General features: G+C 64.3%; 23 protein-coding genes, 1 tRNA gene and 3 pseudogenes. 9 read left to right on the forward strand and 18 right to left on the reverse strand.

The annotated features are described in order from the left end of the window. The 4 genes and pseudogenes from VDP74_RS12160 to VDP74_RS12175 all read right to left on the reverse strand — a co-directional run. Positions 1-136 (reverse strand): annotated as a pseudogene (locus VDP74_RS12160) (ribbon-helix-helix domain-containing protein); the annotation flags it as partial. Between the two features lie 91 nt (positions 137-227). After that, positions 228-1,046: an isocitrate lyase/phosphoenolpyruvate mutase family protein gene (locus VDP74_RS12165; RefSeq protein WP_322999904.1), complete on the reverse strand. Its 819-nt coding sequence runs from the start codon at positions 1,044-1,046 to the stop codon at positions 228-230. A 61-nt stretch (positions 1,047-1,107) separates the two neighbouring features. Further along, positions 1,108-1,458 (reverse strand): Spx/MgsR family RNA polymerase-binding regulatory protein, encoded by a 351-nt coding sequence (locus VDP74_RS12170; RefSeq protein WP_322999905.1) that lies wholly within the window; start codon positions 1,456-1,458, stop codon positions 1,108-1,110. A 10-nt stretch (positions 1,459-1,468) separates the two neighbouring features. Continuing rightward, entirely contained in the window at positions 1,469-2,761 is a 1,293-nt protein-coding gene (locus tag VDP74_RS12175) for a carboxymuconolactone decarboxylase family protein (RefSeq protein WP_322999906.1), read from the reverse strand. A gap of 200 nt (positions 2,762-2,961) precedes the next feature. Here VDP74_RS12175 and VDP74_RS12180 point away from each other — a divergent pair, with 200 nt between their 5' ends. Then, complete coding sequence (locus VDP74_RS12180) at positions 2,962-3,879, forward strand: LysR family transcriptional regulator (protein WP_322999907.1); 918 nt, start codon at positions 2,962-2,964, stop codon at positions 3,877-3,879. 110 nt (positions 3,880-3,989) lie between these two features. On the opposite strand, the pseudogene VDP74_RS12185 reads toward VDP74_RS12180, so the two are convergent. From VDP74_RS12185 to VDP74_RS12200, 4 genes and pseudogenes are all read right to left on the reverse strand, one after another. Beyond that, positions 3,990-4,157 (reverse strand): annotated as a pseudogene (locus tag VDP74_RS12185) (VOC family protein); the annotation flags it as partial. Continuing rightward, a complete protein-coding gene (ampD, locus tag VDP74_RS12190; RefSeq protein WP_322999942.1) occupies positions 4,154-4,675 on the reverse strand; it encodes a 1,6-anhydro-N-acetylmuramyl-L-alanine amidase AmpD in 522 nt (173 codons plus the stop codon). The pseudogene VDP74_RS12185 and the gene ampD, both read right to left, overlap by 4 nt. 80 nt (positions 4,676-4,755) lie before the next feature. Continuing rightward, positions 4,756-5,004 carry a PP0621 family protein gene (locus tag VDP74_RS12195; protein WP_322999908.1) on the reverse strand — a complete coding sequence of 83 codons (249 nt, stop codon included), beginning with the start codon at positions 5,002-5,004 and terminating at the stop codon, positions 4,756-4,758. Continuing rightward, a complete protein-coding gene (locus VDP74_RS12200) occupies positions 4,997-5,848 on the reverse strand; it encodes a cytochrome C assembly family protein (RefSeq protein WP_322999909.1) in 852 nt (283 codons plus the stop codon). Before VDP74_RS12200 ends, VDP74_RS12195 begins: the two co-directional genes overlap by 8 nt. Before the next feature lie 92 nt (positions 5,849-5,940). On the opposite strand from VDP74_RS12200, the gene ffh reads away from it, so the two are divergent. Further along, positions 5,941-7,356 carry a signal recognition particle protein gene (gene ffh, locus VDP74_RS12205; protein WP_322999910.1) on the forward strand — a complete coding sequence of 472 codons (1,416 nt, stop codon included), beginning with the start codon at positions 5,941-5,943 and terminating at the stop codon, positions 7,354-7,356. Between the two features lie 47 nt (positions 7,357-7,403). On the opposite strand, the gene thiS is transcribed toward ffh, so the two are convergent. The 3 genes from thiS to trmB are packed head-to-tail and all read right to left on the reverse strand — an operon-like array spanning position 7,404 to position 9,308. After that, on the reverse strand, positions 7,404-7,604 hold the full coding sequence (gene thiS, locus VDP74_RS12210; RefSeq protein ID WP_416232985.1) for a sulfur carrier protein ThiS: 201 nt from the start codon (positions 7,602-7,604) through the stop codon (positions 7,404-7,406). Positions 7,605-7,623: 19 nt separating this feature from the next. Further along, entirely contained in the window at positions 7,624-8,559 is a 936-nt protein-coding gene (gene pip, locus VDP74_RS12215) for a prolyl aminopeptidase (protein ID WP_322999912.1), read from the reverse strand. Then, a complete protein-coding gene (gene trmB / locus VDP74_RS12220) occupies positions 8,556-9,308 on the reverse strand; it encodes a tRNA (guanosine(46)-N7)-methyltransferase TrmB (protein ID WP_322999913.1) in 753 nt (250 codons plus the stop codon). The genes pip and trmB overlap by 4 nt, the downstream gene beginning before the upstream one ends. 86 nt (positions 9,309-9,394) lie before the next feature. Here trmB and VDP74_RS12225 point away from each other — a divergent pair. Then, positions 9,395-9,468, forward strand: a tRNA-Gly gene (locus VDP74_RS12225). A 64-nt stretch (positions 9,469-9,532) separates the two neighbouring features. Here the strand turns inward: VDP74_RS12225 and VDP74_RS12230 are convergent. After that, positions 9,533-10,444, reverse strand: coding sequence for a LysR family transcriptional regulator (locus tag VDP74_RS12230; RefSeq protein WP_322999914.1), 912 nt, complete (start codon positions 10,442-10,444; stop codon positions 9,533-9,535). 131 nt (positions 10,445-10,575) lie between these two features. Between VDP74_RS12230 and VDP74_RS12235 the strand changes: the two genes are divergently transcribed. Together VDP74_RS12235 and ycaC are read left to right on the forward strand one after the other, a co-directional pair. Further along, on the forward strand, positions 10,576-11,466 hold the full coding sequence (locus VDP74_RS12235) for a pirin family protein (protein WP_322999915.1): 891 nt from the start codon (positions 10,576-10,578) through the stop codon (positions 11,464-11,466). Between the two features lie 108 nt (positions 11,467-11,574). Beyond that, positions 11,575-12,207 carry an isochorismate family cysteine hydrolase YcaC gene (ycaC, locus tag VDP74_RS12240; RefSeq protein ID WP_322999916.1) on the forward strand — a complete coding sequence of 211 codons (633 nt, stop codon included), beginning with the start codon at positions 11,575-11,577 and terminating at the stop codon, positions 12,205-12,207. 5 nt (positions 12,208-12,212) lie between these two features. Here ycaC and VDP74_RS12245 read toward each other — a convergent pair whose 3' ends face one another. Continuing rightward, on the reverse strand, positions 12,213-13,295 hold the full coding sequence (locus VDP74_RS12245; RefSeq protein WP_322999917.1) for a permease: 1,083 nt from the start codon (positions 13,293-13,295) through the stop codon (positions 12,213-12,215). A gap of 88 nt (positions 13,296-13,383) precedes the next feature. Between VDP74_RS12245 and VDP74_RS12250 the strand changes: the two genes are divergently transcribed. Beyond that, a complete protein-coding gene (locus VDP74_RS12250; RefSeq protein WP_322999918.1) occupies positions 13,384-14,175 on the forward strand; it encodes an META and DUF4377 domain-containing protein in 792 nt (263 codons plus the stop codon). 37 nt (positions 14,176-14,212) lie between these two features. Here VDP74_RS12250 and VDP74_RS12255 read toward each other — a convergent pair whose 3' ends face one another. Next, on the reverse strand, positions 14,213-16,567 hold the full coding sequence (locus VDP74_RS12255; RefSeq protein WP_322999919.1) for a heavy metal translocating P-type ATPase: 2,355 nt from the start codon (positions 16,565-16,567) through the stop codon (positions 14,213-14,215). An 89-nt stretch (positions 16,568-16,656) separates the two neighbouring features. On the opposite strand from VDP74_RS12255, the gene cadR reads away from it, so the two are divergent. Next, positions 16,657-17,085 carry a Cd(II)/Pb(II)-responsive transcriptional regulator gene (gene cadR, locus VDP74_RS12260; RefSeq protein ID WP_322999920.1) on the forward strand — a complete coding sequence of 143 codons (429 nt, stop codon included), beginning with the start codon at positions 16,657-16,659 and terminating at the stop codon, positions 17,083-17,085. Positions 17,086-17,110: 25 nt separating this feature from the next. Here the strand turns inward: cadR and VDP74_RS12265 are convergent, their stop codons facing one another. Continuing rightward, entirely contained in the window at positions 17,111-18,004 is an 894-nt protein-coding gene (locus tag VDP74_RS12265) for a cation diffusion facilitator family transporter (RefSeq protein WP_322999921.1), read from the reverse strand. Positions 18,005-18,084: 80 nt separating this feature from the next. Here VDP74_RS12265 and kch point away from each other — a divergent pair, with 80 nt between their 5' ends. After that, positions 18,085-19,296 carry a voltage-gated potassium channel protein gene (gene kch, locus VDP74_RS12270; protein ID WP_322999922.1) on the forward strand — a complete coding sequence of 404 codons (1,212 nt, stop codon included), beginning with the start codon at positions 18,085-18,087 and terminating at the stop codon, positions 19,294-19,296. Positions 19,297-19,335: 39 nt separating this feature from the next. Here the strand turns inward: kch and VDP74_RS12275 are convergent, their stop codons facing one another. Continuing rightward, on the reverse strand, positions 19,336-19,707 hold the full coding sequence (locus tag VDP74_RS12275; RefSeq protein WP_322999923.1) for a transcriptional regulator: 372 nt from the start codon (positions 19,705-19,707) through the stop codon (positions 19,336-19,338). 3 nt (positions 19,708-19,710) lie between these two features. Continuing rightward, positions 19,711-20,013 (reverse strand): type II toxin-antitoxin system HigB family toxin, encoded by a 303-nt coding sequence (locus VDP74_RS12280; RefSeq protein WP_322999924.1) that lies wholly within the window; start codon positions 20,011-20,013, stop codon positions 19,711-19,713. A gap of 131 nt (positions 20,014-20,144) precedes the next feature. Here VDP74_RS12280 and VDP74_RS12285 point away from each other — a divergent pair. Continuing rightward, positions 20,145-20,321: pseudogene (locus tag VDP74_RS12285) on the forward strand (type IIL restriction-modification enzyme MmeI); the annotation flags it as partial. Positions 20,322-20,713: 392 nt separating this feature from the next. Here the strand turns inward: VDP74_RS12285 and metG are convergent. Beyond that, a complete protein-coding gene (gene metG, locus VDP74_RS12290) occupies positions 20,714-22,783 on the reverse strand; it encodes a methionine--tRNA ligase (protein ID WP_322999925.1) in 2,070 nt (689 codons plus the stop codon). Between the last annotated feature and the right edge of the window lie 109 nt (positions 22,784-22,892).

A 22,892-nucleotide genomic window follows, 5' to 3' on the forward strand; every position in this document is an offset into this window, starting at 1 on the left:
GTAATTGGTGGCGTTCCAGATCTTTGCGGATGAGGTCGCGGACGTATTCGCTGTGTGTGCCAAATCCCCGTTGTGAGACCTGATCGTCCACATACGATTTCAGAGCGTCGGGCAGCGAGATATTCATGGTTCCCATGGGGACTAGCATAGCGGCATTGGCAAAATTTGCCAATACGACCGGCACGGCGACGCCATAGGCGATCACCGGGGCGACTCAAGGCCGGGAGCTACTTCAGCAGTTGCGCAATGTCCGGGTAGCTGACGGCATCTTCCCCAAAGGTGAAGGTGCCGTGCTCCAGCATTTCCCGGCTGGCCCGCAGGAACGCACCCAATGCCGCCCGGCTGAGCGTGCTCCCCACGCTGATCCGTTTGACGCCTATATCCGACAGGTCGTGGGCGGAGAGATTGATTCCCGGCGCGCCCATCAACACATTGACCGGCAGATCCACTGAACTGACGACCGACGTGATCTCTTCACGGGTCCGCAGCCCTGGCGCATAGAGCACGTCGGCACCGGCCTCTTGGTACGCCTGCAGGCGGCGGATCGTGTCCTTCAGGTCCGTGCGCCCATGCAGGTGGTTTTCTGCCCGAGCCGTCAACGTGAAGTGGTAGGGCAGGGCCCGGACCGCTTCGACCGCTGCTTTGACCCGGTCCACGGCTTCCGCCAGATCGTAGATCGGATCATCGACCCGACCTGTGGCGTCCTCGATGGAGGCCCCCACCGCCCCCGTCTGCGCCGTCAGGCGGTAGGTCTCTGCCACACCGTCCAGCGTATCCGCATAGCCAGCTTCCATGTCTGCGCTGACAGGCAGATCCGTCGCCGCCGCCAGTTCCGCGGCGTGCGCCAGCATTTTGTCTCGGCTGACCTGGTAGTCCGGCACCCCCAGGGTGTAGGCATAACCCGCGCTGGTGGTTGCCAGCGCCTGGAAACCCATGCCCGCCAGCAGCCGAGCCGTGCCGATGTCCCACGGGTTGGGGATGATGAAGGCCCGGTCGGTGTGATGCAGGGCGAGAAAGGCTTCAGCTTTTTGGGGGAGGGTGGGCATGGGAGACTTGGCTGGGTGGGATGAGGAAATTATTATCGTCCAGAATAGTTCGCCGCCGCGCTCAACGCCCGAAAATCGCTGCGTAGCGCTCGGGTTTGAAACCGACCTCGATGCCGTGCGGCGTCGTCAGTACCGGGCGCTTGATCATCGTCGGCTCTGCGACCATCAGCTCGATCGCTCTGGCTTCATCCAGACCATTACGTGCCTCTTCAGGCAGGGCCCGGAATGTCTTGCTCGCCTTGTTCAGCACCTTGTCGAGCCCTGCTTCGGCAACCCACGCCGCGACTTCTGCGCGAGTGATACCCGCGACGCGGTAATCGTGGAATGTGAAATCAACGCCCTGCACGTTAAGCCACGTGAAGGCCTTCTTCATCGTGTCGCAGTTCTTGATACCGTAGATGTTGACCGTCATGTCGGATTGCTCATTGTTTTTTGGGGGGACCTTTTCTTGGATGGTTGGTCTGGGCGTAATCGGTGCGCTTTCTGAATTCCTCGCCGACGACACGCATGCTTTCCTCGACTGCGGGATATCCGCGATAGGGAAGGACGTTCAGGAGCGTTTCGACAATTTCCGCCCACGTCGCGCCCGCCGTCAGCGCCGCATTTGCATGAACCCGCAGCGGCGTCTCCGTCGCTTTGCTTCCCACCGCTGCGAGCGCCGAGCATGCAGTAAGCTCGCGCGTCTTCGCGTCGAGCCCGACACGGCTGAAGATGTCGCCATAGGAGTGCTCGATGATCGCGCGGCCGATATCTGGGGCCAAGTCATTGAAGCTGTTGACCACGACCTCGCCCGCCTGGGCAGAAGTCCTGGCAAGTGTCGCCAATCCGCGTTCGCTGCGTGTCTTGCGAGTTTCGGAGACGATTACATTCGCGCTTGCTCGACCGCCTGACCCTCCTTTCTCTTTCTGCTCCGGCTTCGTGAAGACAGCGTCCGCGACCCCAAGGGCATTGAGAGCGCTGGGAAACCCGGCATAGACGGCCAGTTGCATCAGGGCTTCGATGATCTCGGTGCGGGACAGGCCCGAGTCTAGCCCGGCTACGATATGAAGGCCAAGCAGATCGCTGCGATTGCCGGCTGCCGCGAGCATCGAGATGATCGAGATCTGTCTCGCCTTTGGGTTGAGTCCCTCGCGAGCGAAAATCTCACCGAACGCGAACTCGACCGACCAGCGGGCGAGCTCAGGTGAAGTGCTTTCCAGCTTTTCCACGTACTCCTCCGGATTGGCCATCAAGCCGTCGAGCACCTCGAGACCCCGCTGATATCGCGCAGTGCCATCGTCGGACACCGGGGCAATCGGATCGAAATCCAGACGGCGCTCCCGAAAGATCCCCCGAACGATGCCCACGGCGTTGATCGAGACCGGAAACCCCAGGATGGCAATCGCCAGGAACAGCATTTCGACCAGTTCTGCCGGCTCGCCGCCGGCATTGAGGAAGCCGGTCATGTGATATTTCAGTTGCGGTTGCACGCTGCCATGGGCCATCAGCGCGGCAACGGTGACAATCTGGCGAAGGCGTAGGTCCAGCCCCGGCCGCGACAGGATGTCTCCATAGGCAAATTCAACGGTGAATCGTGCCAAATCCGGGGCAACCTGAGCCAGACGGTTAACAGGGATATCGTAGCCCGCGCCACCGATCCTCTTCAGCACTTCGATACCCCGGGTAAAACGTTCTGCACTGGTCTCGCCAGCGGAAGCGCCCAAGAGGGCCGTCATGCCTGTCTGATCCATAGATCCATTCATCTGTGTTTTTCCTTCGGCTGCCGCCAGCGTTCTAGCTGCGGTGTTCTTTTACAGAAAGTCCCCGTGCTTGCACGTATCCACGTCTGATTTGCTCTCTATCGAAATCAGCAGAACGGAGCATACGGGCAGGAAGATGCAATGGGCAAAGACCAAATTCGTGATACCTTTTCTGCATGAGGATACGAATCGATCTGCGCCAACTGGAGTGTTTCGTCGCAGTGGCGGAGGAAGGCACCTTCCGCGCTGCGGCCGAACGACTGCACATGTCGCAGCCGCCGCTAAGCCGCCAGATCAAACAACTCGAGAGCGAACTCGGGGTGGTGCTGCTCAATCGCGATTCGTCGGGCGCGGTGCTCACGACGGCGGGCCGCGCATTCCTGAAGGGGGCCCGGAAGACGCTGCTTCAGGCCGCAGAGGCGATCGAAATCGCACGACGGCATTCAATGGGAACGCCTCGGCAACTCAGGGTCGGTTATACCAAGGTCTTCGACCCGGGGGTCTTTCCTACCCTCGAGCCTGCCTTCGAGAAAGCGGTTCCTGGTGGGTCGCTGGTTTTCGTTGCCGCCATTTCCGTCGAGCTCATCCGGCGCCTGCGGCGTGGCGCGCTCGATGTCGCCTTGATCGGACTGCCCAGCGCAACGGGGGAGTTGGTGGTTGAACCGCTGCACAAAGAGCCGCTGGTCGCGGTAATCCCCGCACAACATCCGCTCGCGCGGCACAAAGTTCTGTCGATCGCGCAGTTGAATGACCAACCCGTGTTCTGGCCGCAGCGCCGAACAAATCCCGGATTCTTCGATCACTACGAGGAAGTGTTCGCGAAGCTCGGGCATGCACCAAGTCGCAGACTGACGGAACCTGCGGATCACCACCTCCTGTTGGCCGAAGTGGCAAACGGACGGGGTATCGGCTTCATACCAAAGTCGATGACGAAGATGCGGCGCGCCGGTGCGACTTTCAGGCCACTCAAGGAAAGGGAATTCTGGATCGGATTTGGCCTCGCCTACAGGGATGCACAACACGCATCAGAGTTGGATGCGTTGTTACGCATCGCGCGGCGCAAAACGGCGTTGCTCCTTCCGGGCGCGGAATAGCCACGGCCGTGTCGTTCGTCCTGTGTCGCTTCTGGTGCCGAGACTGCGCCCAGTGGACCGCCCAGGATAACTGTGTGCCGGATAAGGAAGACGCCGTGTGCTGGTGCGCCGAGCGCTGATTTCAATCCAGGCTGCAGATCGAAAAACGCCACGGCGCCGTCTTCGAATTGTTCGCCGATGATGCCTTCGGTAGCCAGCCCCAATCCGTCCCGGTAGAACCGCAGCGACCGTTCCAGGTCATCGACCCCCAGCGTGATCAGGCTGATACGTGGCTTCATGGCTGACTTGCTTCCTGTTCGAACCGCTTCCAATCAAACGATGGCCCGGGATCGGTCTTTCGCCCTGGGGCAATGTCCTCGTGTCCGTGCACCGCCCGGATCGGATGACGCGCCCGGATCGCTGCGGACAGCATGGCCAGCCGCGCATACTGCGCATCGGCATACGCCAGGGTATCGGTTCCTTCCAGCTCGATCCCAACCGAAAAATCGTTGCAGCGTTCGCGCCCTTCAAAGGATGACACGCCGGCATGCCAGGCCCGCAGCACGGTGGGCACGAACTGCACGATCGTGCCATCGCGGCGGATCAGGAAATGGGCGGAAACCCGCATGTCCCGGATGTTCACGAACCAGGGATCCGCGCTGATATCCAGCCGGTTCTGGAAAAAATCGATGATGGCATTGCCCTGGAACACGCCGGGCGGCAGGCTGATGTTGTGGATCACCAGCAGGTAGGGATCCTCGCCGTCGGGCCGCAGGTCGTGATTGGGGGAAGGGCGGCGCAGCACGCCGGATCCCATCAGGGGCAGCCAGCCGTCCGGCTGGATCGTCAGGCCGCAGGCGGCGCCCGCTGAATTGCCAGCAGACGGGCCCGCCCCGTTCACTTCCTTAACCCCAGCCGCGCGTGTTCTGCGCTGCACCAGGTCTTGCCCTGGCTCATGTAGGCCTCGGACCGGGGCATGAAGATATGACAGTGGGCGCAGCGCACCATGGATTCGGCGGCGTCGCGGGATACGGCATCCTGGCGGCGGGCGGCGGCCTGTCGGGCCTGGGCCTTTTGGTGGCTGAGAATGCGTGAAACGAACAGGACGGCCAGGATGATGACCGCCCATAGCAGGAACTTACCCAAGTGTGCCTCTTTGCAGGATGACTTCCAGGACGAATCGGCTGCCGGTATAGGACAGCAGCAGGAAGGCGAAACCGGTCAGGGTCCAGCGCAGGGCGATGCGCCCGCGCCAGCCCTGGATCCAGCGCCCGGCCAGCAGCACGCCGAACGTCACCCAGGACAGCAGGGTGAAGACGGTCTTGTGGTCCATGGGCAGGGCGTGGCCGCCCAGGCGCAGGGACACGATGATGCCCGTGATGACGGTCAGGGTCAGGATGATGAAGCCGATGCCGATCAGGCGGAACAACAGCTGTTCCAGCGTCAGCAGGGGCGGCATGGCGCCCATGGCGCGGGTGATCAGGCGCTGTTCGCCTTCGGCCTCGATGGGGCGGTGCAGGTGGCGGTCCAGCACGGTCATCAGCATGGCATGCAGGGCGGCCACCGTGATCAGGCCGTAGGCCACCATGGCGATCAGCAGGTGGACGCGCAGCCAGTCGTTGTTGGCGTGCGGCACCAGGTAGCCGTGCGGGAAGATGGCCGCCAGCAGGCTGATCAGGGCGGCGGCCGGCAGCAGCAGCAACAACAGGCTGTCCAGGCGCAGCAGGAAGTTCTCGATCCAGAAGACGATCATGCCCAGCCACATGGCGGTGGACAGCGCCAGCGCCCAGCCCAGGTGCAGGCCGGTGGGCACGATGACGGCGGAGACCAGGCCGATGCCGTGCAGGGCGATGGCGCCCAGCAGGCAGCTGCGGCCGATGGTGCTGCTGGGCCGCACGTCCTGGGCACGGGCGATCGGCCGCCACAGGGCCAGGCCCAGTACGGCATAGGCCAGCGCGGCAAGCAAGTGAAATACAATGCTGACTGACATAGTCCTGTCGGTGTCCGGCGCACGGCGTGCGCCCCCAAAAGCTCCCATTTTATGCGCTGGCCGACGGATCAACCAGTTTTGTGGAACTTGCCATGCTCGATAACCTGACCTCCCGTCTGTCGCGCATCGTTAAGACGATGCGCGGCGAGGCCCGCCTGACCGAGGCGAATACGCAGGAGATGCTGCGCGAGGTCCGGCTGGCCCTGCTGGAAGCCGACGTCGCCCTGCCGGTGGTGCGTGAATTCGTGGCGCGGGTCAAGACCGCCGCCCTGGGCCAGGAAGTCGCTGGCAGCCTGAATCCCGGCCAGGCCCTGGTCGGGGTCGTCCATAAGGAACTGACCGGCCTGATGGGGGGCGACCTGGGTGCAGAGGCCGGCGAACTGTCGTTGGCGGCCCAGCCCCCGGCGGTCATCCTGATGGCCGGCCTGCAGGGCGCGGGGAAGACCACCACCACCGGTAAATTGGCCAAGTGGCTGTCCGAGGGCGGCCACGTCCAGCATGGCCGCAAGACCGGCCGTAAAAAAGTCCTGGTGGTCAGCGCCGACGTCTATCGCCCCGCCGCCATTGACCAGTTGAAGACGGTGGCCGCACAGGTCGGCGTCGACTTCCTGCCGACGCAATCCACGCAGAAACCGCAGGACATCGCCCGCAACGCACTGGATCATGCCCGCCGCCAGCACTACGACGTGCTGATCGTCGACACGGCCGGGCGCCTGGGCATCGACCAGGCCATGATGGATGAGATCCGCGACCTGCATGGCCTGCTGGATCCGGTCGAAACCCTGTTCGTGGTGGACGCCATGCAGGGGCAGGACGCGGTCAATGTGGCGCGCGCCTTTTCCGAGGCCCTGCCGCTGACGGGCGTGGTCATGACCAAGCTCGATGGCGATGCCCGGGGTGGTGCCGCGCTGTCGGTACGCCAGATCACCGGCAAGCCGCTGAAGTTCGTCGGCATGTCGGAAAAACTGGACGGGCTGGAACCCTTCCACCCGGAACGCATGGCCCAGCGCATCCTGGGCATGGGCGACATTGTTTCGCTGGTCGAGCAGGCCCAGAAGAACATCGACATCGCCGAGGCCCAGAAACTGGCAGCCCGGCTGAAATCCGGCGACCGTTTCGACCTGAATGATTTTCGCGATCAGTTGCAGCAGGTGAAAAAACTGGGGGACATGGGTTCGCTGCTGGAAAAGCTGCCGGCCCAGTTCGCCCAGGCGGCATCCCAGGTGCAGGGCGGTCAGGCTGAAAAACAGCTGGCCCGCACCGAAGGCATCCTGAACTCCATGACGGCGCTGGAACGCGCCAAGCCCGAACTGATCAAGGCATCGCGCAAGCGCCGCATCGCGGCGGGATCGGGCGTGCCGGTCCAGGAAGTCAACCGCATGCTCAAGCAGTTCGAGCAGATGCAGGGCATGATGAAACAGATGAAAAAGGGCGGCATGGCGAAGATGATGCGCGCCATGGGCGGGCTGAAGGGCCTGGGCGGGATGGGGCGGGGTGGTTTGCGCTGATCAGGCAGGTACGGCATAGTCTGTAGTGGACCATGCCGTGTCTGGTCTCACCCGCCCCCCACCGCCACCACGATTTCCAGGCGGTCGCCGTCGGCCAGCGCGGTCTGTCCGTGCTGGCTGCGCGGCACGATGTCGCCGTTGCGTTCCACGGCGATGCGCTTGCCCTGGTAGCCCAGGTGGGCGATCAGGTCCTGCACGGTATGCACCTGGTCCAGGCGGGTTTCGTGGCCGTTCAGATGAATGGTCAGGCTCATGGCGGGTCTCCGTTCAGGCGAAGTGGTCCGTGGCGGCCAGCAGCTGCTTCAGGATGCCGGGTTCGTCGAAGGCGTGGCCCGCATCCGGGATCAGCTGGAAGTCGGCCTTGGGCCAGGCATGATGCAGGTCCCAGGCTGACTTCGCCGGGGTACAGGCATCATAGCGGCCCTGCACGATCACGCCGGGGATGTTGGCCAGCTTGTGCGCGTCGCGCAGCAGTTGGCTTTCTTCCATGAAGCCCTTGTTCATGAAATAGTGGTTTTCGATGCGGGCAAAGGCCAGCGCTGCCTGGTCGGCCGCGTGGGCCTGCAGGTGCTGGGGGTTGGGCAGCAGGCTGATGGTGTGGCTTTCCCATTGCGTCCAGGCATGCGCCGCCTGCAGCTGCGCCTGCGGGTCGTCGCCCGTCAGGCGGCGGTGGTAGGCGGCGATCAGGTCGCCGCGCTCGGCTTCGGGGATCGGGGCCAGGTAACTTTCCCAGATATCGGGGAACAGCCAGGACGCGCCTTCCTGGTAGAACCAGCGCAGCTCGGCCTGGCGCAGCAGGAAGATCCCGCGCACGATCAGGGCCTGCACGCGTTCCGGGTGGGTTTCGGCATAGGCCAGGGCCAGCGTGGACCCCCAGGACCCGCCGAAAACCACCATTTGCTTTGCTTTCAGGACTTCGGCGCGCAGTCGTTCGATGTCGGCCACCAGGTCCCAGGTCGTGTTGTGTTCCAGGCTGGCTGACGGCACCGACCGGCCACAGCCGCGCTGGTCGAACAGCAGGACGTTGTAGCGGCTGGGGTCGAAGACGCGGCGATGGGCAGTGGAACAGCCCGCGCCCGGCCCGCCGTGCAGGAAGATCGCCGGGGTGCCTTGCGGGTTGCCGCACAGTTCCCAGTACAGGCGATGGCCATGACCGACGTCCAGGGTGCCCTGGCCATAGGGTTCGATTTCCGGATACATCAATTTGCCTCTGTGTCGTGTGCGGCGCCGGCGTGTGCCCGCCGCGTGAAGATCAGGTCCCAGACCCCGTGGCCCAGGCGCAGCCCCCGGTTCTCGAATTTTGTCAGGGGACGGTAATCCGGGCGGGGGGCGTAGTCGTCGCAGGTGTTCTGCAGTCCCGATTCGGCGGACAGTACCTCGAGCATCTGTTGGGCGTAGTGTTCCCAGTCGGTCGCGCAATGGATGTAGGCGCCCGGCGCCAGGCGGCTGACCAGCAGTTCGATGAAGGTCGGCTGGATCAGGCGGCGCTTGTGGTGGCGCTTTTTCGGCCAGGGGTCCGGGAAATAGATGTGCGCCCCGGCCAGCGACCCCGGCGTGATCATGTCGCGCAGCACCTCGACCGCGTCGTGCTGGATGATGCGGATGTTGTCCAGCTCGTTTTCGTGGATGCGTTTCAGCAAGGCGCCCACACCGGCATTGAAGACTTCCACGCCCAGGAAATTGTCGCCCGGCCGAGCCTGGGCGATCTGCTGGGTGGTCTCGCCCATGCCGAAGCCGATTTCCAGGATCGTCGGCGCCTGACGGCCAAATGCAGCCGTCAAGTCCAGCGGGCTGCCCTGGTAGCGGATCGACCAGCGCGGCAGCCATTCAGCGATCGCCTGTTCCTGGCTGGGCGTGATGTGGGCGCGACGGTGGACGAAGCTGCGGATGTGCGTGCTGCCCGACGGAGTCTGGGCCGTGACGATGGGAGAGGGGGTCTTTGGGAGATTCAAAATGAGGTAAAATGCAGGGCTTCAGGGATTTCCGTGGCCTTCAATTTTACCCGTAAATCCTTGTGCATCAATCGATTGCATCGATCGCGGGTGTAGTTTAATGGTAAAACTGAAGCTTCCCAAGCTTCCGTCGTGGGTTCGATTCCCATCACCCGCTCCAGAATTTGCAGAAAGGCCCAAACTTCGGTTTGGGCCTTTCTGTTTCTGGCGCTATCCCGTCAACCTCACTCTTCTTGCAGCGCCTCAAACCGTGCGGACAGGTGATCCAGCAGCGCGCGCACGGCGGGCAGCTGGCCGCGCCGGGAGGCATAGACGGCGTGGATGATCTCGGGTCTTGGCGCCCAGTTCGGCAGCACTCGCACGAGTGCGCCGCTGCGCATGGCATCCTGCAGGAACATGCTCGGCAACTGCACGACGCCTACGCCCAGCAGCGTCGCCTCACGCAGCGCCAGCATGGATTGCGTCACGAGCTTGGGCTGGTGGCGTACCTCGGTGCGGGTGGCGTCGGGCCCGTGCAGCACCCAGCGATGGATTTCCTGCGGCACCCCCATGTCCAGGCTGGGCCAGTCGGCCAGGTCCATCGGTCCGGTGGGTGTGCCCATGCGATGCAGCAGTGCCGGGCTGGCCACCAGGCACTGACGACGCTCGGCCAGCATGCGCAGCACCAGATCGCTGTCCTGCAAAGGCGGGGGACGCACGCGGATCGCCAGATCCAGCCCCTCGCCCACCACGTCCACGCGTCGGTTGGTCTCGTCCACCTGCAGCTCGACGCGCGGATGCTGGCGCATGAATTCGCCCAGGAATCCGCCCACGCGCGCTGCCAGCAGGGCGACAGGGCAGCTCAGGCGCACCACGCCGCAGGGCTCGGCATGTGCGAGCGCGGCGGATTCTTCGGCCGCTTCGGCCTCGGTCAGCATGGCACGGCAGTGCTGGTAGTAGCGTTTGCCCACCTCGGTCACGGCAAAGCTGCGCGTGGAGCGCAGCAATAGCCGCGTCCCCAGGCGTTCTTCGAGCAACGCCACACGGCGGCTGAGTTTGGACTTGGGGATGCCTAGTGCGCGGCCTGCGGACGCGAATCCGCCGTGTTCCACGACCTTGGCAAAGTAGTACAGCTCATTCAGATCCGGAAGCTTCATCGTTTCATAAATAGAACTCTGAGACTGAATTTTATCAACTATTCAGATCATCGTTCCAAATTCATAATGTACCCATGTTCAAAGCTGGCTGTGTCCGCAAAGGCCTCAGCCCTATCGCAAGGAGAATCGCCATGCTCAAGAAAATTCTCGGTGTCTACGAAGCCCCGCGCGCCCATTGGGTGGGCAATGGCTTCCCCGTGCGTTCGCTGTTCAGCTACGACAACCACGGCAAGGCCCTGAGCCCCTTCCTGCTGCTGGATCACGCAGGTCCTCAGAACTTCACGCCCACTACAGGGCGGCGCGGCGTGGGCGAACACCCGCACCGGGGGTTCGAGACCGTGACGATCGTCTACGAGGGCGAAGTGGCCCACCGCGACTCTACGGGCATGGGGGGCATCATCGGCCCCGGAGACGTCCAGTGGATGACGGCGGCCTCGGGCATCCTGCATGAGGAATATCACTCTGAAGCCTTCGCCAGTCGGGGCGGCCCGCTGGAGATGGTGCAACTGTGGGTCAATCTGCCGGCCCGGGACAAGATGTCGCCCCCTGGCTACCAGACCTTGTTGAATGCCGATATTCCGCAGGTCGACCTGCCCAATGGTGCCGGCCGCGTGCGTGTCATCGCGGGTAACCATGGCGGCAGCCAGGGTCCGGCCCGGACCTTCACGCCCATCGATGTCTGGGACGTGAAACTTCGGACAGGTGCTGTGACCGAACTCCAGGCTCAGCCGGGCTGCACCCTGGCGCTGGTGGTCCTGCACGGTACCGTGATGATCAACGGGCAGGAAGTCGTCCGCGCCGGCCAACTGGTGCACATGGATCGCGAAGCTGATACCGTGCACCTGGAGGCCAACAACGAGGTCACGCTGCTGTGGCTGTCAGGCGAACCGATCGATGAGCCCGTCGTTGGCTACGGCCCGTTTGTCATGAATAGCGAAGCGGAAATCCAGCAGGCGCTGGACGATTTCCGCAGCGGCAGCTTTGGTCGTATTCCGGCCGCCGAGGCCGTGCCGGTCCACTGAACACCTCACACCCTGGTCGATGTCATTTTGCTGGCCTGGGTGTGGGGCTACGCGCCGGTCCTCCGGCTTGAAGCCCCGTTTTTTTCCCTGCCCTTCAAGGAGATCACCATGAGCAAGAAGCCCTATATCCGCCTCGACAAGGACAACGCCGCTGTGTTGCTGGTGGACCACCAGACCGGTTTACTGTCTTTGGTCCGCGACATCGATCCGGACAAGTTCAAGAACAATGTCCTGGCCCTGGCCGACATGGCGGAATACTTCAATCTGCCCACCATCCTGACTACCAGCTTCGAGAACGGCCCCAACGGCCCGCTGGTCCCCGAACTGAAGGAAAAATTTCCTGATGCGCCCTATATCGCCCGTCCCGGCCAGATCAATGCCTGGGATAACGAAGATTTCGTCAAGGCCGTCAGGGCCACCGGCAAGAAGCAGCTCATAGTCGCTGGTGTGGTGACCGAGGTCTGCGTCGCCTTCCCGGTGCTGTCGGCCCTGGAGGAAGGCTTCGAGGTCTTTGTCATCGCCGACGCGTCGGGCACCTTCAACAGCATGACCCAACAGGCCGCCTGGAGCCGCATGGAGCAGGCGGGTGCCCAACTCATGACCTGGTTCGGTGCTGCGTGCGAGCTGCACCGCGACTGGCGCAACGACATCGAAGGGCTGGGGACGCTGTTCTCGAACCACATCCCGGACTATCGGAATCTGATCAACAGCTTCAATACGCTGACGGCCGCCGCGCGCTGACGCTCTCAGAACCCCAGCAGCACTGCTGCGCTACCCGCCACTACGCCCAGAACCGCGATCCCGATGATCATGACGGCCATGTCCTGGCGCCGGAAAGATCGGGCCACCATGGCCAGAGAGGGCAGGCTGACGGGCGGCAGAGTGACCAGCAGGGCGGCGGCGGGCCCGGAGGCCACGCCCAGGGCCAACATGGCCTGGACGATGGGGACTTCGCCGGCGGTCGGAATGACGAACAGCAATCCGACGATCGCGGCGCCCACGATCCACAGCAGGCTGTTGTCGATGTTCATGTCCAGCACCGGGAACAGCCAGGCGCGGGCGGCGCCCAGCAGCAGTACCAGGATCAGGTATTCGGGCAGCAGGCGCAGCGCCATGCTCGTGAAGGCCTGCGCCCAGCGCCGCAGCATGGACAGGGCGCCCAGGCGAGCGCAGTCGTTCGCGCTTGCATCGGGCGTATCCCGGGTGGCTGCAACCGATATCGCAGCATCGTTGCGGTTCAGGCGATTGATCAGCCAGCCCAGGCCCAGCACCATTGCCAGCCCCGCAACCAGCCGTAGTCCGACCCACTGCCAGCCGAGCACAAAGCCCATGAACACCAGCGTGGCCGGGTTGAGCATCGTGTTGCCCAGCCAGTAGGCGGCCGTGCTGCCGGGGGCGGCGCTGCACTGCCGCAGCCCGTTCACGACGGGGGCGGAGCAGCAGGTGCACATCATGCTGGGCACGGACAGCAGGCTGCCCGTCAGGACGCTGCGCGCGCCCAGGCTGCCCAGCCAGCGCCGGATCCATTGGGGCGGCAGCAATGCCTGCAGGGCGGACCCCAGCAACAATCCCAGGATCAGGGCCTTCCAGATCGCCCGCCCGTAGGCGATGGCGTAGTCCAGCGCGGCCTGCAGCGAGGGTGCCGGCAGTGCGCCATCGCTGCCGTTCAGGATGGAGCTGCCGATGGAGCCGGTCTGTTCCGCGATGAAGATCCGGTCGTAGTAGGGCGACCATTTGACGTAATACAGCCCGACGAGTGCGATCAGGGCGAATACGCAGAAGCCCCACAGGGGATAACGCGCGTGGGAAGAAGGGGATGTGTTCAGCATTCGCGGATTTTACTGCCGGCACTGCGTGACAGACCGGGCGTTCCGGGGGATTGATAACATGACGGTTGTTTCACCCGAAGGACGTACTATGAAAAATGCCCTCGCCGCCTGTTCTCTGGCCCTCGTGCTGGGCGCATGCGCCCAGACACCTGCCACCGCTCCCTCTGCCATGACGACTTCCTCTCTCGTGTCCCTGGACACCCGCACCCTGGCCGCCTACGACTGGCGCCTGACGGACGGTCGCGATGCCCAGGGCCGCGAGTTGACCCTGCTGGGGGTCGGGACCGATAGCCCCGTGCGTCTGGCGTTTTCCGACAAGACCCTTCAGGTGCTGGGTGGCTGCAACGCCCAGTTCGGCGGCTATGCTTTGGCGGCCGGTCAACTGCAGGCGCAGGGCTTGGCGGCGACCATGAAAGCCTGTTCGCCCGATCTCATGCAGCGGGACCAGGCGATGGCGGGTCTGCTGAAACACCCGTTGGCGGCGAAAGTCTCTGGGCAGCCAGGGGAACCGATTCTGGAACTGAAGTCCCAGTCCGGTGATGTGCTGCGCTTTGCCGGCCAGCCGACTCCCGAAACCCTGACCGGCAGCCAGGGGGTAGTCGAGTTTCTGGAAGTCGCGCCCCAGACCGTGGCCTGCAGCCATCCCCTGATTGCGGACCACCGCTGCCTGAACGTGCGCGAACGCCAGTACAGCGCGGCCGGCGTGCTGGCGCCCGCAGCGGGGCCGTGGCATCCGCTATATGACGCGATCCGGGGGTACACGCATCACGAGGGCACCGCGACCATCCTGCGGGTCAAGCGCTATGACTGGAAGAACCCGCCGGCCGATGCCTCGTCGGTCCTGTATGTGCTGGATCTGGTCGTTCAGCAGGGGCGGTGATCAGTGTGCGGCCGCCTGACCGCCCCGCGCAGGGCCGTCAGGCGGCTGTGCCGATGGTGGACGGCGGCACCCCGCGATGCCGCAGCAGCCGCAGGCCGTTGCCCACCACCAGCAGGCTGGCCCCCACGTCGGCGAACACCGCCATCCACATGGTGCCCAGTCCGATGACCGTCAGGACCAGAAACACGGCCTTGATCAGCAGGGCCAGCGCGATGTTCTGGACCAGGATGCGGTGCGTGGCCCGTGACAGGCCGATGAACCAGGGAAGCTTGCGCAGGTCGTCGTCCATCAGGGCGACGTCGGCTGTCTCGATGGCGGCGTCCGTGCCCATGGCCCCCATGGCAAAGCCGATGTCGGCGCGCGCCAGCGCCGGCGCGTCATTGATGCCATCACCCACCATGCCGACTGCCGTGCCGTCGGCTGCCAGCCGCGCCACCGCCTGCAGCTTGTCTTCGGGCAGCAGGTTGCCTTCGGCGCGGTCGATGCCGACCTGTGCGGCGATGGCCGCTGCCGTATGCGGATTGTCGCCCGACAGCATGGCGGTGCGCACCCCTTGATCGTGCAGGGATCGGATGGCGGCTGCGCTGTCGGGTTTGACGGTGTCGGCCACGGCGTACAGGGCCAGCACCTGCTGTGCATCAGCCAGCATCACGACGGTCTTGCCTTGCTGTTCCAGGGATTCCAGCCGCGTTTCCAGCGCCGGGGAACACAGCCCCTGTTCGTGGATCAGCCGGTGATTGCCCAGCTGGTAGCGGGTCTGGCCGATGCGGCCCTGCGTGCCGCGCCCAGGCAGAGCCTCGAAATCCGCAATCGGCGCCAGCGGTTCGCGAGCGACAGCAGGGCTGATTGCCGGCGGCGCATCGGCATCAGCCCCCGGCAATGCGGCCAGGCCGTGTGCGACGGCGCGCGAGACCGGGTGGTCGGAATGGCCGGCCAGGCTGGCGGCCAGCGCGTGGGTGCGTTCGGTGTCCTGATCACCCAGGATCTGCCGGTCGGTCAGCACCGGCCGTCCGTGGGTCAGGGTGCCGGTCTTGTCCAGCGCGATCCAGCGCAGCAGCCGGCCTTGTTCCAGGTGGACGCCGCCCTTGATCAGCACGCCGTGCCGAGCCGCTGCTGCCAGACCGCTGACGATGGATACCGGAGTGGAGATCACCAGGGCGCAGGGGCAGGCGATGACCAGCAGCACCAGGGCCTTGTAGATCCATTCGTGCCAGCCGCCCAGGCCCAGCAGGGGCGGTGTCACGGCGATGAGCAAGGCCAGCAGCACGACCAGCGGCGTGTAGACGCGGGCGAAGCGGTCCACGAATCGCTGGGTGGGTGCGCGCGCGGATTGAGCCGATTCGATGGCCCGGATGATGCGCGCCAGGGTGGATTCCCCGGCCGCCGACAGCGCCTGGTATTCCAGGGTGCCCGCGCCGTTGATGGTGCCCGCATAGACGGGATCGCCGGGTGCCTTGTCGATGGGCAGGCTTTCACCGGTGATGGGTGACTGATCGATGGTGGACCGGCCCGACAGGATCTGGCCATCCAGCGCAATGCGTTCACCCGGGCGTACGCGCACCTGGGCGCCCACGGGCACGGCCGTGGCCGACATGTCCTGCCAGCGACCGTCCGGCTGGAGGACGCTGGCCTGGTCCGGGGTCAGCTGCATCAGCCCCTGGATGGCGTTGCGTGCGCGATCCAGCGACAGGGCTTCGATGCGCTCGGCCAATTCGTACAGCACCATCACCATGGCGGCCTCTGCCCATTGGCCCAGGAACAGCGCCCCGGTCACGGCAATGCTCATCAGGGCATTGATGTTCATCTGTCCGTGGCGGATGGCGGTCCAGCCCTTGCGGTAGGTGCCCAGGCCGCAGCCCAGGACAGCCAGGATCGCGAGCGCGGCGGGCACGGGCCAGGGGGCGTCCATCCAGTGGGCGGCTTCGGCGGCCAGGGCGGCCGCGCCGGCGGCGGCCAGCGGCCACCAGGGGGCGGGGGCCTCCTTGGCCGGGACTGTGGTGTCCGACGCCTGTTCCGGCGTGAAGCCCAGGGCGCGGATCGCTGCCAGGATCGTATCGAGCGCTTCGGGCGTGTGGACGACGGTCAGCACCCGTTGCATCAGGTTGAAATCCAGGTCCCGGACGCCGGGCTGCCGGCCCAGCGCCTGCCGGATCAGGGCCTCTTCGGTCGGGCAGTCCATCTGCAGGATGCGCAGCTGGGTGCGCAGGTCGGCGCCATGGGGTGTCGTGGGCGCCAGCGCTGCCGGGGCGGGGCTGGCCGAATCATCGGATGGCCCGTGGCAGCAGGCGCTCGCAGGCGGCTCGGTGCGGGCGGCGCGGTCGTGTTCATGCCCGTGTTCGTGTCCGGCGTGCGAGCAGGGCAATGGGGTGTCGGAGTGCGGGGTACGCGGCATGGCAATGGCTTGTGAGACGTTCTATGATGGCAGTAGACACCTTGTAGTCACTGCAAGGTCAAGCCCTCTGTTGTCAGGACCCGTCCATCATGAAAATCGGTGAATTGGCTCGCGCCGCTCATTGTTCCGCGGAAACGATCCGCTTCTATGAAAAGGCGGGCCTGCTGCCGGCGCCCGAGCGCAGCCAGGGAAACTACCGGCAGTACGGCCCCGCGCACCTGGAACGCCTGCGTTTCATCCGCAATTGCCGCAGCCTGGACATGGCTCATGACGAAATCCGGGCCTTGCTGGGCATGGTCGACCACCCCGCGCGCGATTGCGGCGCCATCAATCACCTGCTCGACGAGCACATCGCCCACGTGCAGGTGCGCCTGAGCGAATTGCAGCACCTGCGCCGCCAGCTGATCGGCCTGCGCGAGCAGTGCCAGTCCGAACAGGCGGTGGATTCTTGCGGCATCGTCCAGGGGCTGGCGCGTATGGAAACGACGGAAAAGCCGCTGCACGCCACGCACCTGTAGGCGTGCACGGAGCGCGCTGCGGCCCCTATACGGGGTCGAAGTGTGTCATGACGTCCAGCACGGGCAGGTCTGCCATCACTCGTTGGCGGGCGGCAACCGCGATCGCGTGGCCTTCGACGATGGTCAGCTGGCCGTCCATCTCGATGTCTACTTCCACCCAGACCATGTCGCCCATCTTGCGGGTGCGCAGATCGTGGATGCCGCGCACGCCCGGCGTGGACAGGATGCGTTCGCGGATGGCCTGTTCGGTGTCGTCGTCGACGGCGCGGTCCACCAGATCGTTGAAGGCCTGCCAGGAAAATTTCCAGCCCATGCGGATGATCATCAGGCCCACGATCAGGGCGGCCAGCGGATCGGCCAGCGGCAGGCCGGCCAGGTTGGCGCCGATCCCCAGCGCGACCACCAGGGACGAGGCGGCGTCCGAGCGCGCGTGCCAGGCATTGGCCACCAGCAGGGTGGACCGCACCCGGTGCGCCACGCGCAGCAGGTAGCGAAACAGCAGTTCCTTGGACAGCAGGGCCAGCAGGGCGACATAGAAGGCAGCCTGATGGACCACCGGAATCAGGTCCGGAGCCTGCAGGCGTTCGAAACTGCGCCACAGCATGCCCAGGCCGACGATGGCCAGCAGCAGGCCGATGCCCAGGGTGGCTGCCGTTTCGAAGCGCAGATGCCCGTAGGGGTGGTCGGCGTCGGGGCCTTTGGCGCTGTGCTTGTTGGCGAACAGCACGATGCCGTCGGACACCAGGTCCGACAGCGAATGGATGGCATCAGCCACCAGGGCCTGGGATTGGGCGAACAGGCCGATCGCCAGCTGGAGGCCGGTCAGCAGCAGATTGACCCAGACGCTGACCCAGGTGCTGCGGCGAGCCGCCGCCTGGCGTTCGGGCGTCTCGGTGTGGGCATTGGACAGAGGAGACATGCTCGTCAGTATACGGGCGGCGTGCGTGGATGCGTGCAGTACACTGGATTTCCTGATGGTTGATCGGGATTGCCTCCTGCATGCGGCTACATCTTCCTTCCCTGGCGGCGCGCGCCTTGCGCCTGATGCGCCGGTTTCCCTGGCATTGGCTGATTGCCGCGCTGGTCGCCATCGATGGGTATCTGTTCCTGCAGCCGCTTTGGCAGGCAATCGGCAGCCAGGGCCTGCTGCAGGCTCTGCAGGTGCGCGACAGCGCCAGCGTGACGGCATTCCTGGATTCGGGCGGCATTGCCCAGATGTCGCGCCTGATGCTCGGCCTGGGCGTGCAGGTGATGGCCGTGGGCCTGCTGTACCGGGCCCGCATCGCCTGGGCCATGAGCCTGCTGCTATTGGCCGTGGTGGGCACGTATTCGCTGTGGCGCGGCCAGGGGCACCTGGGCCTGCTGGTCTATACCGTCGTGCTGGTGGCGGTGCTGATCGGCTACTGGCGGCATTTCGACCGGGCCAGCCTGACGGCGGGCAGCCTGTTCGCCGTGCTCAGCGTGGCCAGCCTGCTGGTCTATGCGGTCTTTGGCGTCCTGTATCTGGGGGATGAGTTTTCCCCGCCGGTGCACGATCCCGTTACGGCCCTGTATTTTTCCATCGTGTCCATGTCCACGGTGGGCTATGGGGACATCAGCCCGCACACCGATGCGGCGCGCCTGTTCACGATATCCATCATCATTCTGGGGATCACGGTCTTCGCCACTTCCATCAGCGCTGTGGTCGGACCCTTGATCGGGGGCAACATCCGGCGCCTGATGCGCGGAAGGGTTTCACACAGCATGCGTAAAAACCACATCATCCTGGCCGGGGTCAGCCCCCTGGCCCAAAGCCTGCACGCCGCCTTGCGCCAGCGCGGCCACGACGTGACCGTGATCGTGCCGTCCATGGATGGCCATCCCTATCCGCCGGACGCCGACCTGCTGGAAGGCGATGCATCGGAAACCGCTATCCTGCTGCAGGCGGGGGCCGCCCATGCCCGCTACATCCTGGCCTTGCGCCAGGACGATTCGGAAAACGCCTTCATCGTGATGGCGGGCCGGGAAGCCGGCGCGGCGGATACGAAGCTGGTCGCCCTGGTGAATGCGCCCATGCACCTGTCCAAGATCCGTCGCGTCAATCCCGATATCGTGATTTCCCTGCAGGCGCTGGGCAGCGAGATCCTGGCCCGTACCCTGAGCGGCGAGGCCATCGACGAGGCCCTGATTACCCGGCTATTGTTCGGGGAAAAGACGCTGGATCTGAACTGATGCCCGCCCGCTCGGTGGCGACTGCTGTCTCACTTGGTTTCAGATGTGGGCAGGAGGCTGGATCAGGTTCTCGGCGGGAATGCCAAGCCCTTTGTGGAGCTTCCAGATCATTGGCAAGGTCAGGGAGCGCTTCCGATTGAGCACCTCGTAGACGCGGTTCCGTTGTCCAATCATGGGCTCCAGATCTTTTGCAGTCAGCCCGGCCTGCTCCATCCGAAATTTGATGGCCTCGATGGGATCGGGCGGATCAATCTGGAAATTTTTAGCCTCGTAGGCTTGCACAAGCGTGGTCAGGACATCCAGACGATCTCCCTCAGGAGTGCCCATGTCCGGGTCATGCTCCATGAGACGGGAGATTGTCTTGAGCGCAGCCTTGTAATCTGCATCGGTGCGGATGGGATGGACATCCATGGTTTACTCCATTTCTACGGTTTCGGCGTCGATCTTGTCGTATTCAGCGTGAGTGCCGATGAATTTGATGTACACAATGCCTAGCTTGTAGGCGATGGCGACGATCAGGCGATAGTCGTTGCCCTTGATGTTGAAAACGACACGCCGATTTTTCAGCACGCTCGCACTGCGATACTGAGCCTTGATATCGGCTGGCTGACTCCATGCAGCCTGAGTGGCTTCATCAAACCAGGCCCTGAGAGGCTGTTCTGCAGCTGGGTTGGCTGCCCAAAACTGGCGTAAGGTGCTGATGGCGATCACTCTCATCTACGTAGATTAGTCCCAATATGGGACTAACGCAAGTCTATTCCTGGAGTCTGCTTCTGTGGGCCCCAAAAGGCATGAGACTCGCGCTATGACGCGACCGCAGCACCTCGGCACATGACCTATTTAAGCAGCGTACCCTTACGAACCTCTACAACTCCAACCCTGCGTGGTTGACGTTAGCGCACGAAACGCTGGACAAGGCCGTTGCGGCGGCATACGGCTGGAACGACTATGTACCTGATTGGACCGACGCAGAAATTCTGCGGCGATTGCTCGCACTGAATAAGCTGCGCAGCACAACACCTTGATCGCGTGCATTTCCGAGTGGAAACACCAACAGGCCCGTGATCAAGCCATTGCTGCTGCGGGGTACAGGTTGGGGTAGACAAGGTCTAAACGTCAGAATGTTCATTGGTCTGAGCCGCTTCGGTCCTGGATGACGGTTATCAGCATTAGACCTGTCGTTCACGGCCTCGTGTCCGACGACAGTTCGTGGCCGGAAGCAGACAAGCGACACGATGGCCCGGAGACCGTTGGGAAAGGGAATGATCAGCTATGAGTCAGCACGGAATTTTCGCAAGCGGACCGACAAACTGGTCAGGATAGCGTCTGTCAGATTACTGTCCAAGCGTCCCTGCCCACTGCCAATCTCCGCCGCTCAGCGCGGCGGGCGGTCGGTGAGGCGCCCGATCCGATCGGATCAGTGAATGCGCATGCCCGGCTGGGCGCCTTCCCAGGGTTCCAGCACGTAGATGCCCGATTGCGTCTCTTCATCGGCGTGGCTGGCGGCCAGCACCATGCCTTCCGAGACGCCGAAGCGCATCTTGCGCGGCGCCAGGTTGGCGACCATCACGGTCAGCTTGCCGGCCAGGTCTTCGGGCTTGTACATCGATTTGATGCCGGAAAACACCTGGCGCAGGCGGCCTTCGCCCACGTCCAGCGACAGGCGCAGCAGCTTGTCCGAGCCTTCCACTTCCGCGCATTCGACGATGCGGGCGATGCGCAGGTCGATGCGGGCGAAATCCTTGATGTCGATGGTGTCGGCGATCGGCTCGCCGCCCGGGACGGCGGCGGGCGCCTGGGGCGGCTCGAACAGGGCGTCCAGTTGCGCCGGGTCGACGCGCTGCATCAGGTGCTTGAAGGCCTGGATGCGCGTGGGCAGGGAGTCGGCGTCCGCCCAGACGTAAGCCTGTTCGCGGCCGAACAGTTCGCGGGCGACGCGGTCCGTCAGCGCGGGCAGGACCGGCGCCAGCATGACCGACAGGGCCTGGAATCCCGCCAGGGCGCGGGAACAGATGTCCTGCAGCGCGGCCTTTTGCGCGGCGTCGGCCTGGGCGATGCCCTTGGCCAGCACCCAGGGCTGGGCGGCGTCGAAGGCCTGGTTGATCTTGTCGGCCTGCGCCATGATGCGGCGGATGGCGCGGCCGTATTCGCGGGCCTCGAAATCGGCCTGGACTTCGGCGGCGCAGGCGCGCAGTTCGGCGCGCAGGGCGTCCGTGTCGCCGTCGTAGGCGAGGGCGCCGTCGAAATGACGGGTGATGAAGGTGGCCGCGCGGCTGGCGATGTTGACGTACTTGCCGATCAGGTCGCTGTTGACCCGGGCGATGAAATCGTCAGGATTGAAATCCAGGTCTTCGACGTGCGCGTTCAGCTTGGCCGCGATGTAGTAGCGCAGCCACTCGGCGTCCATGCCGATGTCCAGGTAGCGCAGCGGGGAAATCCCTGTGCCCCGGCTCTTGGACATTTTTTCGCCGCTGACGGTGATGAAGCCGTGCACGTGCAGCATGTCGGGGACCTTGCGGCCCGAAAACTTCAGCATGGCGGGCCAGAACAAGGCGTGAAAATAGACGATGTCCTTGCCGATGAAATGCACCTGTTCGGTGCCGCTGCCGGGCGCCAGCAGGGCGTCGTAATCCAGCCCCTGTTTGTGGCAGTAGGCCTTCAGCGATGCCAGGTAGCCGACCGGGGCGTCCAGCCAGACGTAGAAATATTTACCCGGCGCATCAGGAATCGGGATGCCGAAATAGGGTTCGTCACGCGAAATGTCCCAGTCGGCCAGGTTGGCCTCGGCGCCTTCGGCCGTGCCCAGCCATTCGCGGGTCTTGGCCAGGACTTCGGGCTGCAGGCGAGCGCTGCCGTCGGGCCGGCGGGCGTTGGTCCATTCCTGCAGGAAGGCCACGCAGCGCGGGTCGGACAGGCGAAAGAAGAAGTGTTCGGAACTGCGCAACACCGGCCGTGCCTTGGTCAGGGTCGAATACGGTTCGATCAGTTCGGTGGGGCTGTAGACTGCGCCGCAGACTTCGCAGGAATCGCCGTACTGGTCCTTGGCGTGGCAGCGCGGGCATTCACCCTTGATGTAGCGGTCCGGCAGGAACATGCCCTTGACCGGATCGTAGAACTGTTCGATCTCCCGGCTGTCGATGAAGCCGGCGGCCTTCAGGGCGCGGTAGATGTCCTGGGACAGCTCGACGTTTTCCGGCGTGTCGGTGCTGTGCCAGTGGTCGAAGCGGATGTGAAAGCCGTTCAGGTATTTCGGCCGTTCGCCGGCATAGCGGGCGACCAGCGCCTGGGGGGTGATGCCTTCGGCCTGGGCCTTGAGCATGATGGGGGCGCCGTGCGCGTCGTCCGCGCCCACGAAGTGCACCGTGTGGCCCGCCATGCGCATGGCCCGCACCCAGGTGTCGGCCTGGATGTATTCCATGATGTGGCCGATGTGAAAGGATCCGTTGGCGTAGGGCAGGGCGGTGGTGACGAAGATCGTGCGCGACATGGCGGGCGGGAATCGAAGACTGAAAAACGTTGATTCTATCAGTCCGTGCCCTCGCAACCGGCCCTCTCGGTCGCCGCTTGCACCCAATGGGATCGAATCAGGCGCGCGG

The sequence above is a fragment of the Castellaniella sp. genome, from assembly GCF_034674885.1.
GTDB lineage: Bacteria > Pseudomonadota > Gammaproteobacteria > Burkholderiales > Burkholderiaceae_B > Castellaniella.